The organism is Terrabacter sp. 05T424 (assembly GCF_056396225.1).
Genome location: NZ_JBFTLB010000011.1, coordinates 31196 through 47717, shown reverse-complemented (window position 1 = coordinate 47717; position 16522 = coordinate 31196). Strand labels below are relative to the sequence as shown.

The following is a 16522-nucleotide window of genomic DNA, read 5'->3' as shown; positions in this document are numbered from 1 at the left end:
GTCATCGACGGCATGGACACTCCCGCCAACGTTGTCAGCGCATGGCGGATCCTCTCCAACCTCAAGATCGTCGACCCCACCTGCGGGTCCGGCGCGTTCCTGTTCGCCGCCCTTAAGATCCTTCTGGACCTCTACGGCGCTGTACTCGACACCGCACGCGCTCAGGCCGTTACCTCTTCCGACCCCGACATGGTTGCGCTCCTCGCCGAGGTCGACGCCCACCCGAACCAGACCTACTTCATCCTCAAGCACGCCACACTGAACAACATCTACGGCGTTGACTTGATGAAGGAAGCAACCGAGATCGCCCGGCTGCGACTATTCCTCAAACTGGTTTCAGCCATCGACAACCGCAAGGATCTCGAACCCCTCCCCGACCTGGACTTCAACATCAAGTCTGGCAACGTCCTCATCGGCGCTCGCACCGTCGAGGAGATCAGGGATACGAACGACCTCTTTGCCGGGCAGACCATCGAGGACGTGCTGGAGAAGGCCAAGGAGGTCAGCGCTGCGTATCGGGGTTTCCGCGATATCCAAGAGTCCGGCGATCCCAACACCGTAAGAGCTGCTCGCGATGCCCTGTCCACTCGCCTCAACGAGGTGCGCGGGATCGTCAACGAGCACTACCACTCTGTGCACAAGATCCGTGTCTCGCTCGACGCTTGGGTCCAGACCCACTCGCCGTTTCACTGGTTTATCGAGTATCCAGAGGTCTTCGCCGACGGAGGATTCGACGTCCTGATCGGCAACCCGCCATACGTCGGCACACGGAAGGTGAAGGGGTACACGTTCAGCGGCTTCGAAACCGACGACACCCCCGACATTTACGCTCCGTGCACTGAGCGCGCCGCTCAGGTGACGCGTATCGACGGCCGCATGACGCTTATCCTCCCGATCTCCGCTCAGTTCGGTTCCGATTTCGCTTCTCTGCGAAGGGTTCTAGAGAAGCGATTCGAGCACCTCTGGATTAGTGCCTACTCAAGAAATCCCGCCGCCCTTTTCTCCGCCGGTCTCGGGGTGCGACCCACAATCATCGTTGCTGCAGGCAACGGCGCCGCAGGAAACACCCTCCACGTAACCAAGACTCACCGCTGGTTCGACGACTCCCGTCCAGCACTTTTCGAAACCCTCAGCTACGTGACCGTCAACGGGGCCGCCCGCCGCGCAATTGCGTGGTCCAGAATTCCCAACGAAGGCGTCCGAGACTTGTTCGCCGCCACCGCCGGGTCAGGACTAGGCCAGATCGTCTTGCGGAGAGGAGTTAGCCGACTCGGTTTCAAAAACATCGCGCTCTACTGGCTGTCGGTGTTCCGGGAAGATCCGCCCGCCTACGAACTGGACCTGACGCCGTTCACGGATACGCCCATCAAGCACGTTAACCTCGCCAGCGAGGACGACGCCAACCTCGCACTGGCCATCGCCTCATCGAAACTCGGCTTCGTGTGGTGGTACTGCACAGCTGATGACTTCAACGTCACGGCCGAGACAATCAAGACCATCCCGGTTAACGTCGCCGCTCTCTCGGCATCAGCGCGCGACCGCCTTCGCCGCCTGGCTGACGAATTGACGGCTGACTTTCCAAACCATGTCCTCTTCACCAAGTACGCGGGGAAGTGGATGGGCAACTATGTCCATTCTGAGATGCGCGACATTACCGACAAGATCGACGCCATCCTCGCCGACGAACTCGGCTACACCGACCTCCTTCCTGCGCTGGAACATGCCTATTACTGCGCCTACAAGCCCACAGGCGACAGGCCCGGTACGCTCCGCTACGACCCCGCCATCGGCGGGGTAGACCTCACGGCGATTCCGACCGCTGAGGAAGCCGTGTGAAGCACCCTTCCTGCCTAGGCCAACGGCGACCCCTGTCGATTGGTGAAGGCCATCCGGTGGCCTCATCGGCCGCGCCGGGAGGCCCTGCGACCGCAGCGACCAGATGTCCAATTGACGGCTCACCACGATGACCCGCTGGCGATGCGCGGCCTCACGAGTCGTTACGGGGAAGCCAGTCTGATAGCCCCCGCAGCGGTGGCTCCTGCGGCACCGCCTGTGCTCACCCGTGAGGGTCAGGGAGCCGGGTCGAATGCCCATGTCCTGGTGGGGTGGTGCTTGGTCGTCCGCTCTGCGGCCTGCGATACACCCAAACGCACTGCATCGCCCATAGGGTCAAGCCATGGCGATGACGGGCAGCGGGTACGAGATTCTGGGGGTCACTGTCTGTGGCGGGCCGCTCGAAGAGCCCGTGCATATCGCTTTGGACGCAGGCCTCACGGCCCTATACGGGGTCAATGGTGTCGGCAAGTCATGGATCTTGAGGCTTCTGTCCTCGGGGCTTACGGGGGTGGCCCCTGAGGTACCCGACCACGCTCCCTGGCAGACCGCAGACCTGCATATCCGCGTCGTCACCCCAGAGGGGCCGGTAGAGGGTCCATTTCTCAACAATGCGGTAGAACGGTTGATCGCAGCCGTGCAAGCGCGGCGAGGTGAATACCTTCAGACGCAGCTAGAGGACGACGTCCTGGCCGCGTACCGGCATGAGCTTGGTGAGCGCTCCATCGCGCGAAGTGTATGGGACATCGTCGCCATGCTGATTGATCTGTCACCGGCCACACATCAGACACCGCTGGAAATCACTCACCCAATGTATGAGGGAGCGTACGGCGGCTTCCTCACTCTTCGGGCGACGGGCACCGCGCAGCGGCCATCGTGGAATATTATGCTTTCCCAATCGGCAACCGTCGGCGAGAAGTTCCCGACCTTCCTCCGAGCAGCGCGCCAAGCTTGGCGAGAATTGATGACTCTTGCCGATCCGACGCAGATTGAGACCTCTGGCGGCTCGGACAGATTCCACAGGTTTGCGGATACTTGGAGGGAGCGGAATCGGCTGTACTGGAGCGACGAAGCCACTCGATACCTAAAACCCAATGGCCCCCTCGAGTCCTGGGACCATGCAGCGGGCGATCCTTGGCCGGATTGGATGCAGGTGCCCGTTCTATCGTTGGCCGAAAATCTCACCGTGCCGCCGCTACAGGTACTCGGCGGCGCCAGCGGGCCCCGTGAGGTTGACGAAGAAACCCTATTCTCATTGCTGGGGGCTCGCCCCGTACAAAAGACGCAGGCGGGAAGAACGGCACCCGGCGCCGCGATAGTAGGAATCGGTGAAGACGGCCCCCTATTTGTGCCACCCGTAGCAATGGCTCTTGATGAGATTCAGCGAGCAGCTCAGGCGAATCTTGCGGACGTCTTGGTCGACCCACCGCAACTCCGGTTTGATGTGTCCTCGGTCGAGGCTTGGTTCGAGGGCCGCAGACCCAGATGGGAATTTCTCGAGGGGCGAACAGAACGGTGGATGCCCGTTAATGCCTTGTCCTCGGCGCAGGAGCGTTGGGCGCGCCTCGCGGTTGGTCTGGCCTCTGCCCGCAGAGACGGGACGCCAGTCGTTTTCGTATGTGATGAGCCAGAGGCGGGCCTTCATCGGCTGGCCGAGCGCCACCTCGCCAAGGGCCTTCACACGCTTTCGAAACGAACAGGAGTGAGCGTCATTGTCGCGACCCACTCACCCCGGCTTCTCGACGCCAACGACATGCACCCGATCTTGGTTCATCGAGATACCGGTGGCGCGACCAAGCTAGCGCCTGTGACTCTTAGCCTCGTGGACCGGTCCTCCGCGGATCTGGCTGCCCAGCAGCACGGCTTGACGGTCGGGGACCTGACCGCACTCATGCGGCTGACTGTCGTGGTCGAGGGGATCCACGACGAGTTCGTTTTTGCCGCCCTACTTCGCGAGGAGCTCGATGGCGCACTGGCCGGAATTCTCCCCATGCATGGCGGTAAGCACGCCCGCTCCTTAGCCGACGCACGCCTGCTCTTTGACGGAACGGATGCGCAAATCCTGCTTGTGTTGGACAACCTCGAGCAAGAAGAAGTGAACGACGTGTGGGCCCGAACCGCTTCGCTGGCTGCTGAAGGGCGTACGGAGGATGCCCGCACGAGCCTAGAAGCACTTGACCGAGGAAGAAGCTCCGAACGCCTCTTCCTTCACCAATTCGGCATCCGGGCATTGGAGGTCGGCCGCATGGATCGCATCCACATTCATGGCTTGAGCATGCCCGACGTCATCTGCTACCTACCGCCCTCGCTGCTGCTGCAGAAGAGCGGAACCTGGCCAGATCTCCTGGTCCGATGGAGCAGGGAGGCTGCGCCTGCAGCACCGCAAAACCTGAAGGGATGGCTCAAGCGGAACCACTACCTGCCTAAAGACAACAAGGCAGTTGACGACCTGATCGAAGACGCCGCGTTCGAGGCACGTCGAATGGCTGCGCCGGTCCATCCCGACCTGGTCGACCTGGGATTGCACATTCAGCAACTGAGCCTCCATGACTCATAGCAGATCGCGAGGCAAGAAGCCCTGAGGCGAGGAAGGGGCATGCATGGAGAGGTCGACAACGTGGCTGAGAACCGTGACAGCAGGCAGTTCACCCGGCTAGCTGTTGTCATAGCTCTTTTCCGCGTAGGGCATTGCGCGCTCTAGGTCCTCGGCGCTCTTGATCCGCAACTCAAGGTCCCCTGTGCCGAAGTGTCCGATGTGGCGAACGTCCCGGCTGAACCCGTCCTGCAACTCCAAGGTGTCGGGGTTGACTTCCAGTACACGAGAAGCGCCCGGCTCTGCGGGTGCACCTCGACGCACGCAAAGTTCTTCAATCTCCGATAGGCGAAGTAGTTCTTGTTCGTGATGACCGAGACATCGTCCCCCAATGCGTTGAGGTGCTTGTCGAGATCCGCTACGGCACAGTGAGGTCCTCAGAAGCCGCAGCGAGCAGGTCGCTGACCGAGCGCTCAATGGCACTGCGGCGCCTGACTGCGGGGCCGGTCACATCGGCTGAGCTCGAACTCTCCCCCCCGGATTGCCGAGACGAGCTCGAGCGTCAACAGCTCTCCTTGGAAGTCGCGGTAGGGCACGAGCTCGATGCGACGACCCATCTGCTGCACGGCGTGCTCGTCGTACCGAGGTGAACTGGTTAGCGACACAGTGACCCGAGGTGAGCTCCGGTCGATAGAAGACGCCGTGCCGGGGGCGATGCGGGTCTGCACGAGGATCTGGAACTCGGCCTTGTGGTCGGTGAGCCAGTCCAGGTAGAAGAGGCCCTGATTGATGACGCTCTCACCCTTGTCCCGCTTGTATTCGAAGATGACTGGAGAGTTGTTCTCGTCGATGCCGAGCGAGTCGATTCGACCGCCGTGACGAGCACCCGTGGAGTACTCGGAGGCGAGGAAGCGGACTCCGAAAAATGTCTCCAAGTTCTTCTCGACGACGCTTGGAGGCTCTTCTCCAAGCTGACTGATCCACCGCTGAGTTCGACCTCCCTGCCGTGTCGACTCGGGATATCCGAGGCGGCGAGTGGGCTTTGTGCCATAGCCCCAGGGACTGCGGCCACAGCGTTCACAGTGGCGGCTCCATCTGTCGGGGAATGGTCTCGTTGATGGATGAGTCGTGAGACGCGAGTGAGAAGGGGCGTTCCCTGGACTAAAGACGTCGGGAAGGGCTCCTGCGAACTTTGGAGGTCGTCCCTGCCGTACGCGCATGCCTGATCCACGTAGCGGCGCTTCCCCGAAGGACGTCGGCATTCGCCTGAGATAGATCGATCTCGTAGGACACGCCGTCGAGCCCGAACTGGACCGTCTCGTCGGCAAGCTCGCCGTCCACGTCGTCGATGAGAGTGATTTGCGTTCGTTTCGCCATGACCAGAAAGGTAGCGCACGCCATCGAGGGATAACCCCACTCCGAGGAGGACGAGGTCCTTGCGGCAGAACCCCGTAGAATCGAAACGTCGACTCTGCACGTTCGGTCAGGGCATCCTGTTCGTTGGCTGAGAGCGGAGGGCTTGGATCGCAAGGCCGGGATACAGGTACTGCGAGGCCCTCGGCACCCAGGAAAGCTCCTCCAGCGCGACGGCGACCCGCTCACGCATGACCCACAAGATCTCTCTATTCGCGGCTTGATCGCTCGAGACAAAGTCAACAAGCACGCCCACCCGCTCTTCGGCAAGGTCGAGGTCGAGTTCTCGACACAACAAGCTGCCCAGCCTGCCGTACTGGATGTTCGCCGCCTTGTACCCTCGAAAACGCACTGCCTCCGCGAGAGTTGTCGCAGAAACGGTCCGACCGTGAGCGGCGTGATGGAACGTGAGCATCTGCCGCTGGTTCTCAGTGATTTGGTTCTCAATCGCCGCGAAGGCGGAGACGTAGGCGTCGAGACTGGGCAGCAGCGCGAGGTCATCGCTCATGTGTTGATTGTCGAGGACCCCCGCACTCCTGTCTGGCTCTTGAAGCAAGAGGCCCACTTCAGATCGTGCCTGTGTCCTACCGCGTGCGTGCAACCGGCGATGAGACCGTTGAGGCCGCTCGCCGCGGCAGCGGACATGGTCGTCGCGCACATGCTCAGTAATCTCGGGATCTTGAGTTCGAAGACCTCTTCGCAGGTGACCACGCCGGGCGGTAGACCCCGACGGATCGACTCCCATGTGACAGACCCGATGAAGCCGCTACGCGGAGCCCCTGGTGGCGACCGCCTCGCGAGATTTCCGGTCGCGGGAACCCCTTCGGCTGGTTGCCCGTGTCACTCTCGTTCGCATGGTGGAAATCTGGGGGAACGTCGCTGAGTGGGTAACAGGTCTGGGCACCGTCTTCGCCCTTGGCCTGGCGATCTGGCTGGCGGTGAAGGCGCAGCGTGAGGCTCTGCAGCTGCGTCGGGAAGCCTTGGAGGACACGCGCACAAGGCAGGCCAGACGCGTGTACGCCGCTCCGATGCTAGGCCGTGAGGAGACGGTCCGGGCAGCCGACGGGACCACGGCCAAGGTGCTTCACCACAAGGGGCGCGTGGTGAACGCGAGCAAGTACCCCGTCTTCAACGTCGAGGTGTGGGCGAGCGCCCGTCCGCGCTTCGTGTCTGAGCCGATCCTGGAAGGCAACGGCGTGCGGTGGAGCAGCCCGGTCCTGCTGCCCGGCCATGAGGAGTTCGACACTCCGTTCCAGTACACGCTCCGACCCGGCGACGACCCTGAGCACTCGGTTGTCGAGCTGGAGCTGTGGTTCGACGACGAAGCGGGCGTGAGGTGGCTCCGGATGTCGCCAGGTCAGGTGCTTGTCCGCGCCGAAGACCACACGGAACCACCGCCGAAAGAGACGAAGGTGCGGTCCTTGCTTCGCCGCGTTCGGAGAAGCGCGTGGCGTCGACCTGACGCCATGCGGCCTTCTTCGGCGCGATCAGCTCCTTGGCTGGGGCAATAATCGAAGGGGCGCGGCGTGCGAACACGCTCCTCCAGAACGAGAAGGACGGGGATGCGTCCGCGCTCATCCGCCTGGAGACGAGTCCGACGTTCTCGTCGAGGAAGCGGGGCAGCAGGACGAGCACCCGACTATTGCCGAAGATTGTTCTGGGATCGACACCATCAAGCCGCCCAACACCCGGCTGCCCAGTCCGCCCACATCCGACAGAGCCGTGCCAGCCTAAAGCGCCGGTTGGACCGTGTGCCTTGCTACACCTTGCTACGCGCAGATCGCCAACGGGTCAGGAGGTTCCCGGATGAGGACGCAACAACGTCCCTCGGTGAACACGAAACGGCCCCCAGAGCGATCACATCGGTTGGGTCAGGAGAGGGTGGATGGGACTCATAACCCGTCGGCCCAGGAGCAACCGCCCTCCGCCTCTTCAGGCATAGAACCATCCGGCTGCCATCCGGCTGCCATCTGCCAGCCCATGACGCGCAGTGCCACGGCGTGCCGTGGTCACTCCGAGCCGCTACGGTCTGGCCCATGCGACCGGACAGGGCCATCGAAGAGTTAAATCGGCTTAAGCAGGAAGCCGAGACCCCAGGCGTGAAGTCAGGCGGCGCGGAGTTGACCGCCTGGAAGGGCAAGGTTCACGGTCTCCTGGTCGCCGCGCTGGGCCGGGATGATCACCTCATCGACCGCTTCAACAAGGTCCGATACAGCGTCGGGATCTGGACGGATCGCACCCCCAGCAGCGCCTTCGACGACGCCCGGCTCGGTGGCATACGGAACGCGTGTGGCGTCGTGGATGCCGCCATTTACCAGCTCAGTCTCCAGTTGGCTGACAGCGACGAACCGACCGATTCGCGGGCCTACGATCCCGAACTTTGGGAGCACGTTAAGAACCTCGTGGAGGACCAGGACTGGTTCAAGGTGGCCTCTCAGACCGCCATCTTCGTGGAGAGCCACATCCGAACGTGGGCCGGTGACCCGAAGGGGGACAAGGGCGAGAGCCTCGTCGGCAAGGCCCTGTACGTGAAGGCGTTTGGTGACGCGAGCGAGCTGCGACTGGGAGCCCGAACCGGCGAGCATGAGGGCTGGCGGTATCTGGGGATGGGCTTCGCCCAGGCTCTAAGCAACGTGGACAGGCACCGCATCCAGAAACGAGACGACGCCCGCCGGTATGCCATCGGTGTACTCGGGCTGGGAAGTCTCTTGTTGACTCAACTCCGATACGAGCATCCCGAGGTCATCGAGGACGCGTCGGCAGCTCAGCCAGCCTGACGCGAGGCGGAGGTATCGGGTCCAGCCACAGCTTCGCCGCGATCAGACATGGTCGGCGCGCACATGTGAAGTAACCCCGGGATCTTCAGCTCGAAGACCGCCTCGCAGGTGACGATCCGCTCGCGGGCGGGATCGCCGCAGCGAGGCAGTTGAGCAGGGTCGTCTTACCTCCCTGCAGCAACCGGTACGGCAGGGCGACTCACGTCCGCCTTGTGTTTTCGAAGTGATCGCGCACCTTGGCCGCCTGAACCGGTGACAGTCGCCAACGGGCGTAAGGGACGGCCTGCCAGCCCTGCTCCCGCAGCCACCGCCGGATGGCGCGGTCGCTGACTCCGAGTTCAGCCGCCAGTTCCCGGGGCGTGACATCGTCAGGCACATGCACAGGCTAACTACCAGGAGGATCTGATGGAGCCAACGGGAAGATGCTTCTGCGGATGCGGGCCAGAGACGAGCCGTCGCGCCTACTTCGTTCAAACCCATGATCGCCGCGCCGAGAGCAAGGTCATCAAGGCCGAGCACGGCACCATCGCCGCGTTCGTGGTGGCACACGGGTACGGGCCCGACCACCCCGACGGAGGAGGCCCCCGACTTTAGGCGGCGCTGGCAAGGCGACCGCGAAACGATCCGCGCCGAGCGCAGCCTCGTAGGCCCGCGTCAGGACCTGAAGCAGCCCCGGAGTGACCTGGTTGGTGATGATGCCGTTGGTGGTGATGCCGTTGGCAGGTCTGCCCAACCCTCAACGCCGAGCAGCCATAAGGGATCTCGACGCCGATCTCGACAGCGCGGTCTGTTTGCGCGACACCATGACACACAATCAGGCGATGTCGCGCTGCCGGGCGACCTGATGTCGCCGGGCCGGAGGACCATGAAGTGGCTTCGCTAGCCCTGGGTTCATTATCGGACCTTCCCTCGTCAGCGCAGCCTCGGCGCTGACATCCTGAGCGCGTGGAACCCTTCAGCGCTCTTGGCCTCATGTTGGCGCAGTTCGGTGCACGCCGCATCGTTGGGGCGCTCAGCGGTGACGACGTCGGTGGACTCGCGGCAGGCGTGCTCGGTCTCTTTGCCCAGATCGAGCAGTCCCAGACCCAACTCATCGAGATCCAACGACAAATGCACGCCGTGCTCGACCAGCACTACGTCGTTTCGCTGAAGAACGGCACGCGCTACCTGCGGCAGTCAGCCATAGAGGGCCGTCCCCACGCCGCTCGCCGGGAAGACTTGAGTTCCGCCGCTAACGAGCTGATGGACGCTTCCCACGCTGCCAACACACCGACGCAAGCGGCTATGGCTGAACGGCTGCTGCTCTTTGTTCAACTCGGCTTGGGGGAGCAAGAGCTCGCACGGGCAGCCTGGCAGGAACTGGACGGCCGTGTCGGGGATGCCATCGCGGAGGCCTTCACCCGCTACGAGGAACCTTGGGATGAGGCGCGAAGGCGCATTGAACTGCACGAGTTCGGCCAACTGCGCGGCCTCGACCGAATAAGGTCAATCGCTCAACCTGACCCACGGTGGGGCAGTGCCTGGTCCACGGTAAAGGGCGATGCAGGGGCCTCCATGACCAAGATGGCAGATCTGCTGGCCGACTCTGTGAGTGCCGCCGAACTCGTCGGAATCGACCTGGGCCTCACACCAACCCTCCGCGAACGGAATCCTCTGGAGATCGGGTCCCTTCACGGGACTCGAGGCGGACCGGTACACGCCACTACGGGCGGACGTGTGGTGGTCGAGGTGCCGCTCAATCGCCAGGTGCGAGTGGCTGGGGTCACCGCCACGCTTCAAGGCGTTACCTCAATCTGGTCACGCCCCGGAGACAGCAGCGACTACGTCGTCAGCGACCTCAGCGCCCACGCGAGCCTTGACCGGAGACGGCAACTCGCTGCGCCGAGCTGGGTGCTCGCAGGTGCCGAACATCCGTCGCAGGAGAACGGCGTACGACCCGCGCTGGCCGAAATTCAAAAGATCCAGCCCGGCGGGTCAGCCGCGTTTGTCACCAATCACTACGCGTCACCGGCCTACCCGCCGAGGCGCATGGTTCTAGCGGTCGGAGGACTCGTATTATCCGCCCGGCTAGAGCTAGAAGGCCCTCCAGGGAACGCCTCCGGCACTCACACGAGGTGATCCAATGCCCAGCGGCGCAGGAGCTAATTGCACTCCTCGCAGAACCCGCTGAGGGGTGCTCGAGGAAGGTGAACGGGCAGAGCTCACGTTCGATCTGAATATGACGCCGAGCATCCGCTCACACGCGAGAGACCATCGAAGCACCTCACCTCCGTCATGGAGGATGCTTCCGCCCAGCCATAACCCGATGCGTCGCTGCAAGAGGTCCTTCAGATCCCGAGATAAGAGCTGCCGGGGGACCTTTCCGGCATGCCGCGGACTCACGCCTGACCAGGCACCGCCTAGATGGTGGCGCAGCCCGCACCCGTGAGGGTTCTCAGTTGGCTGCTCGAAGGACTGCGCCACCCTTCAGCGCAAAAAATGTCTGATCGCCCACAACACCATCGACTATTAGTCCGTTGGCTCGTTGGAAGCCTTTCACGGCGGCCGTGGTCTGTGGGCCGAAGTCGCCGTCCACGACGAGATCGCTTCCGCCTGCGCGGAGTGCGCGTTGCAGGGTCCGGACTTGTGCGCCCGTGTCGCCTTGGCGCAACCAGGTGTTCCCCAGTGAGCGAGAAATGAGGGCGACCCACATGACGTTGTTGATCCTGCCCGAATGCGAGGTCGGTCCTTCGCTGGCAGATTCCAATCGCGCCACCGCGGCACGCGTCTGGGGACCGTACTGACCATCGACCACCACAGGTCCGTAGCCCGCGTCATTCAGGAAGCACTGCAGTGCCCGCACTGCCCGCCCAGATGAGCCCGGCCGAAGGATCGGATACGTGGACAGGGTGCGGTCGCAGCCGCCTGCCGAGTCCGGGGCAACGGGCGGCGACGGCTTCTGGCTCTTTCCAGGCGTCGACGGGGGCACGATCGTCGATGACGGGGCAGGCTTCGTGTACCTAGCCACGCGGTCGATCGCCACGCTGGTCGGCACGTTCGTACTCCCCAGGTACGCGTCGGATTGGATGGTCACGCTGCCCACCTTCGTAACCGAGGGCGGGACGTCGAACGCGATCCATCCCGACCTCGTGGTACCGGGCTGCTGCTGCTCACCGAAGCCCTGCCCCACGACGCCCATGAGGTAGGGGCCACCCGCGGCAAACTCTGTTCCTTGGCCGTCGGTCAAGGTGCTGTCTGTGCTGGACATCGACGCTGGTTTGCGACCGACGTTCTTGGCCGACGCATAGACGACGATGAACTGGCCGTTTTTGGGCTCGTACCCTTTGACGCCCCCGGACTTCGCCGTCGCGTCGACGTCGATCAACGGCACGCCGAGCAGGACCTTGGTCACCGTGATCTCGAATGACCCGTTCCTGAAGGGCCTCCCCAGCACCGCAGTTGGCACAGCCGGACCCGTGGTAGCGCTCGCGGATGGAGTCGTTGAGGAGCGCCCGGCTCCTGGGGCGACCGCACCCCCGGTGCATCCGGCCAACACGCCAACCGCCAACAGGGCTGTCACGGTGCTGAGGAACCCCGCCCTAGACACGTCAGTCGTCATGACTCTCGACCCTTCAGTTCTCACATCACATCGGCGGCACGCGTGCAGGCTGCACGGCGGACTGGTGGAACCCGCCATGTGTCCGAGGCTGGGGCAACGCCGCCCTACGAATCACACTAGATACCCAACCGACTCGGTCCTAAGGAACCGCCTGGGCGCACCTGCCTCCTTGAGCCAGGGCGCTACCTGCGCCTGCTAACGCCTTGCTACGCGCAGATCGCCAACACGACAGGACGAGGCCGAACGACGACCCGATATGGCTTCCGTTTGATCACGGAACGGGCACCCATCCGACCCCCCACCCCTCTCCAGGGCCGCGCGCTGGCCTGCTGGTTGGCAGCATTGCGGTCAGCGGAGGATGAGGTTGAGCAGGACGGTGAGCACGATCGAGACCAGCACGGAGATCAGGATCATCGTCAGGCAGCCCGGCGCGCCCCCAAGTGGGCGGATTCGTAGGCGGGGACGGTTCATGGTTGTGGTCATCTTCCGTGGGCGGCGTTGGGTGGCGACGTACCCACCGGCGCGTCCTCAAGACCACGGGACACACTCTGCGACGACTCCTGCGTCGACGACCGGGCACCGGCCCCTATGAGGGGGACGGGGGTCACAGCGTCACCGCTGGGGTCCAGCAGCGTGGCTCGAGCGGTGACGCGCTACCAATGGCCGAAACCGCCTTGGCCAGCCTCCAGAATCTAGGGCGTTGACCGGCGGCCCCTCGCGTCGGCAAGTGGGCATACTGCCCCCATGGAGAACGACGACCGGTCGCACAGCGAGGAAGGCTTGGCGCAGCAGGTGGAGCGGCTGCGGGCCGAGGTTTCGGCAAGCCGGGCCGACATCGACGCGTTGCAGGTCGGCACCGAAGAGCTCTCCGACCGGGCAGCAGCGAGTGAGCAGCTGGCCGACGAGGACCGGCAGAGAGTCGATGAGCTGCAGAGCCGGGTCGATGTGGACCACGAGCTGATCCTGGAGCTGCAGGCCGAAGGGTTGGTCAACGCTGAGCTGGCAGATCATCTGCTCGTTGCTCTTCGCACCTCGCGGCTGATCGGTGCGGCAATCGGGATCGTCATGGCGGCGGCCAAGGTCAGCGAGGTTGCCGCGTTCGAGATCCTCCGCAGCGCCAGCCAGAGCGCCAACCGCAAGCTTCGGGTCCTGGCGGAGGAGGTTGTCGAGACCGGAGAGGTCACTGGGTTGCCAGCCGTGCGCGCCCTCGAGAACTCGGGTGTCGTAAGTACCTGACCAGGCCACCCCGGGGAAGTCCTTCACAATTGGTGAATCAGGGTTTCGCGACATTCCTCCTGCAAGCTCTGAGCCTGAACCGGGGCCGTCAGGAACCGATCCCGGAGACAGGCGAGGGACCCAACGAGTAGGCGGCTGCCCCAGCGCCGCGCCCCACCGAGGTCGCGGTTGCGGCCCTTGACGAGAGCCCACCGCGGTACTTGCCGCGTTGACGGGTACGTAGAGACATGCGTGGACGATGAACCTCGCCGCTGCCGTCGCCCTTTCGGGTTGGGGACGCGCAACCATCCGATCAGTCGTTCGCTCCCTTCGACTTGCTGGACAACAGGTCCTGCCTCGAACCGTCCTGCACGCGTGGTGCGAGGCGATGCAACCGACGGAAAGCAGAACCATGGCGATGCCCTCCCCGAACCGAACCTCGTTCCCCGGGCCGAGCACGATGGAGTCCCCGCGCAGCAAGGGGCGACGCAGCCACGCTATTGGCTCGCCATCTGGGGCCGCGGGCAGGACAGCCACTGACAGGGCGAGCAGCGCCAGCCATTTCACAGCCCTCATGCAAGGGGTTCATGACCAGGGCCTGATGCGGCGACGGTACGGCTACTACTGGGCCAAGCTCGTAGGTGCGGGTCTCGTGCTCGCAACATGGGTGACCGCGTTCGTTCGCGTGGGGGACAGCTGGTGGCAACTGGCCATGGCGACGGTGCTGGCCGTGGTCATGACCCAGATCGCGTTCCTGGGCCATGACGCGGCCCACCGTCAGATCTTCGCGTCGGCAGCGTGGAACGACTGGATCAGCTTGATTACGGCCAACCTCCTCGTCGGAATCAGCTACGGGTGGTGGCGTAGCAAGCACAACCGTCACCACGCCAACCCGAACAAGGACCGCAGCGACCCGGACATCGCCCCCGGAGCTCTGGCCTTGACCCCCGCCGCTGTTGACCGTGTCAAGGTCCCGCTGGCGAGATGGTTCGTCAGGCACCAAGGCTGGTTCTTCTTCCCGCTGACCGTGTTCGAGGGCCTGTCGCTGCACTGGGACGGAGTCCGCCGAGTCGCCTCCCCGGGCGTCATGAAACGCCGCTGGGCAGAAGGGACCTTCCTCACCGTGCGGCTGGGCGGCCTGCTCGCGCTGGTTTTCCTCGTCCTGCCGCCCGGCAAGGCGCTCGCGTTCCTCGCCGTGCAGGTGGGGGTCTTCGGGTTCTACCTCGGGTGTGCGTTCGCGCCGAACCACATCGGGATGCCCGTCGTACCCGCCACTCTCAAGCTGGATTTTCTGCGACGACAGGTCCTGGTTTCGCGAAACATCACAGGCGGTCAGGCCATCTCGGTGTTGATGGGTGGCCTGAACTACCAGATCGAGCATCACCTGTTCCCCTCCATCGCCCGACCCCACCTGCGCAAGATTCAACCCCTGGTCGCCGCGTACTGCGCCGCCGAGGGCATCCCATACACCCAGACCACCCTCGGGTCGGCGTACCGGCAGGTCATCGGACACCTCAACCGAGTCGGGCTCCGCGGCAATGACCCTTTCCTGTGCCCTCTGGTCGCTCAACGCCGAGCCATCGAACCCGTTGGATGACCCAGTGCGTCGAGGGAAGGACCCGCTGCCTGGCCACGCGTTGACGGCAGCCTCCACTCCCGAGGCGTGAGATCGTGGCCGCGGACGACTCGAAAGACCACGAGCCCCCTCCGCCCCGTGACTCGCCCAAGGCACCCCTTCGCTGAGGAATTCCATGACCTCCAGCTCTTCCGTGCCTGACGGCTTTCCCTCCCCGAGTGACAGCGTCGACCCCGGCACCCCCAACGACCGGAGCTCGCTCGTCGTCTTCGTGCCCGGTCTCGGGCTCGACAGCCGGTCGTCGCAGCTGGTCCGCCACCAACTTGGCGGGCGGAGCACTGTCGTGTTGCTGCCCTCTCTGGGACTCGCAGCGGCACACCGGGCAAATCTCTCCGTCCAGCGCCAAGCCGAGCGGCTTCTGCAGAGCCTGCCCACGGGCGAGACGAGCATCTTGGTTGGCCACTCGGCCAGCTGCCCCGTGGTGGTCGAAGCCGCCAGCAACTCCAACGATGTGCTGGGGCTCGTCCTCATCGGCCCCGTCACCGACCCCACCGCCCAGACGTGGCCCAAAATGCTACGCCAATGGGCGCGCACGGCCAGCCACGAACGGCTGAGCGAAGCCCCCGTGCTCCTTCCACAATATCGACGAACCGGGATCCTGAGCATGCTGAGAGGCATGGACACGATGCGCCACTTCCGCACCGACCTTGCCCTGAGTCGGCTGGACGTGCCCGTCGAGATCGTGCGTGGCGCAAACGACCTGATCGCCTCGCACGAGTGGTCAGCCGTTTTGCGGCAGGCCTGCGGGGGTCGCCTGACCACCACTGACGGCGCTGCCCACATGGTCCCCATCACTCACGCAGCCGCCGTAGCAGCGGCGGTCGATCGGATACGCCTGGAGATCGATCAAGTGCCTGCGTCCCCGCGGTAGATGTGCCACCTCATCCTCGAAGTGATTCCCATCCCTTCTGCTAACAGCTTGCTAACGGCAGACCCACAACAGGGCAGGACCAAGCCGCACGACGATCGAAACTGGCCTGCCGTTGAGCACAGAGCAGGGCCCAGACCAACCACGCGGGACAGCCCAGGACGCGGTGGATGGGACTCATAATCCGTCGGTCCAGGGTTCAAGCCCCTGCTGCCCCACAGGCTCGGTCGCAGGACCGGGACGGCGAACGGGGTGGGTCCCGCCGACTCCCCCGGCAGAACCCACCCCGTCTCCACCCCCACCGGTCCCCCGACCGGCCATGCACCCGACGCGGCCCCCCGCGGTCGGTTTCCCCTCGAACACCACGGTGCCTGCAGGACTGCAAGTTCCATGACATTTTGGACGCGTCGTTTGCGCAAGATTCGTGCAAGCACTCGGCGTGCCGATCGCCAGGAGGGCGGACATTGCAGTCACGAGCCTCATGCGTCACAGAATGCCGGCGCAATTCTGCGGGAAGCCCCCGGCGTCGAGGCGGTCCACCTATGGTTGACGAGACCGGTCGTTCGGACGGGGGGTCGTCCGCGTGAACTTCCGGTTGCGGGGGCCCGGTTCGCCGGGAAGATGGTCCAGACAACCAGCAGATTTGCCT

15 protein-coding genes are annotated in these 16522 nt (G+C 64.0%); 9 read left to right on the top strand and 6 right to left on the bottom strand.

The features are described 5' to 3' along the window. Nucleotides 1–12: 12 nt before the first annotated feature. Both AC1DE0_RS19175 and AC1DE0_RS19170 read left to right on the top strand, forming a co-directional pair. Nucleotides 13–1836: an Eco57I restriction-modification methylase domain-containing protein gene (locus AC1DE0_RS19175; protein WP_478104262.1), complete on the top strand. Its 1824-nt coding sequence runs from the start codon at nt 13–15 to the stop codon at nt 1834–1836. A 340-nt stretch (nt 1837–2176) separates the two neighbouring features. After that, nucleotides 2177–4390 (top strand): AAA family ATPase, encoded by a 2214-nt coding sequence (locus tag AC1DE0_RS19170; RefSeq protein WP_478104260.1) that lies wholly within the window; start codon nt 2177–2179, stop codon nt 4388–4390. A 449-nt stretch (nt 4391–4839) separates the two neighbouring features. Here AC1DE0_RS19170 and AC1DE0_RS19165 read toward each other — a convergent pair whose 3' ends face one another. The 3 genes from AC1DE0_RS19165 to AC1DE0_RS19155 form a co-directional block, all read right to left on the bottom strand. Then, nucleotides 4840–5301 carry a hypothetical protein gene (locus AC1DE0_RS19165; protein WP_478104258.1) on the bottom strand — a complete coding sequence of 154 codons (462 nt, stop codon included), beginning with the start codon at nt 5299–5301 and terminating at the stop codon, nt 4840–4842. 226 nt (nt 5302–5527) lie between these two features. Then, entirely contained in the window at nt 5528–5743 is a 216-nt protein-coding gene (locus AC1DE0_RS19160) for a histone-like nucleoid-structuring protein Lsr2 (RefSeq protein ID WP_478104255.1), read from the bottom strand. 106 nt (nt 5744–5849) lie between these two features. After that, entirely contained in the window at nt 5850–6287 is a 438-nt protein-coding gene (locus tag AC1DE0_RS19155; protein ID WP_478104250.1) for a hypothetical protein, read from the bottom strand. Between the two features lie 346 nt (nt 6288–6633). On the opposite strand from AC1DE0_RS19155, the gene AC1DE0_RS19150 reads away from it, so the two are divergent. Further along, nucleotides 6634–7290, top strand: a complete 657-nt coding sequence (locus AC1DE0_RS19150; protein ID WP_478104247.1) for a hypothetical protein — start codon at nt 6634–6636, stop codon at nt 7288–7290. Nucleotides 7291–7815: 525 nt separating this feature from the next. Further along, entirely contained in the window at nt 7816–8556 is a 741-nt protein-coding gene (locus tag AC1DE0_RS19145) for a TIGR02391 family protein (RefSeq protein WP_478104244.1), read from the top strand. Between the two features lie 199 nt (nt 8557–8755). Here the strand turns inward: AC1DE0_RS19145 and AC1DE0_RS19140 are convergent, their stop codons facing one another. Next, nucleotides 8756–8932: a YfeC-like transcriptional regulator gene (locus tag AC1DE0_RS19140; RefSeq protein ID WP_478104240.1), complete on the bottom strand. Its 177-nt coding sequence runs from the start codon at nt 8930–8932 to the stop codon at nt 8756–8758. 301 nt (nt 8933–9233) lie between these two features. On the opposite strand from AC1DE0_RS19140, the gene AC1DE0_RS19135 reads away from it, so the two are divergent. Continuing rightward, the gene (locus tag AC1DE0_RS19135) at nt 9234–9401 is read left to right on the top strand and encodes a hypothetical protein (protein WP_478104236.1); all 168 of its coding nucleotides are present in this window, start codon (nt 9234–9236) and stop codon (nt 9399–9401) included. A 100-nt stretch (nt 9402–9501) separates the two neighbouring features. Next, a complete protein-coding gene (locus AC1DE0_RS19130; RefSeq protein WP_478104233.1) occupies nt 9502–10674 on the top strand; it encodes a hypothetical protein in 1173 nt (390 codons plus the stop codon). Nucleotides 10675–10990: 316 nt separating this feature from the next. Here AC1DE0_RS19130 and AC1DE0_RS19125 read toward each other — a convergent pair whose 3' ends face one another. Next, the gene (locus tag AC1DE0_RS19125) at nt 10991–12154 is read right to left on the bottom strand and encodes a peptidoglycan-binding protein (RefSeq protein WP_478104229.1); all 1164 of its coding nucleotides are present in this window, start codon (nt 12152–12154) and stop codon (nt 10991–10993) included. A 348-nt stretch (nt 12155–12502) separates the two neighbouring features. Next, complete coding sequence (locus AC1DE0_RS19120) at nt 12503–12625, bottom strand: hypothetical protein (protein ID WP_478104225.1); 123 nt, start codon at nt 12623–12625, stop codon at nt 12503–12505. Between the two features lie 273 nt (nt 12626–12898). Between AC1DE0_RS19120 and AC1DE0_RS19115 the strand changes: the two genes are divergently transcribed. The 3 genes from AC1DE0_RS19115 to AC1DE0_RS19105 all read left to right on the top strand — a co-directional run bounded on the left by AC1DE0_RS19115 (nt 12899) and on the right by AC1DE0_RS19105 (nt 15876). Continuing rightward, nucleotides 12899–13390 (top strand): ANTAR domain-containing protein, encoded by a 492-nt coding sequence (locus AC1DE0_RS19115; protein ID WP_478104220.1) that lies wholly within the window; start codon nt 12899–12901, stop codon nt 13388–13390. 631 nt (nt 13391–14021) lie between these two features. After that, entirely contained in the window at nt 14022–14966 is a 945-nt protein-coding gene (locus AC1DE0_RS19110) for a fatty acid desaturase family protein (RefSeq protein WP_478104217.1), read from the top strand. A gap of 154 nt (nt 14967–15120) precedes the next feature. Continuing rightward, on the top strand, nt 15121–15876 hold the full coding sequence (locus AC1DE0_RS19105; RefSeq protein WP_478104213.1) for an alpha/beta fold hydrolase: 756 nt from the start codon (nt 15121–15123) through the stop codon (nt 15874–15876). Nucleotides 15877–16522: the final 646 nt, after the last annotated feature.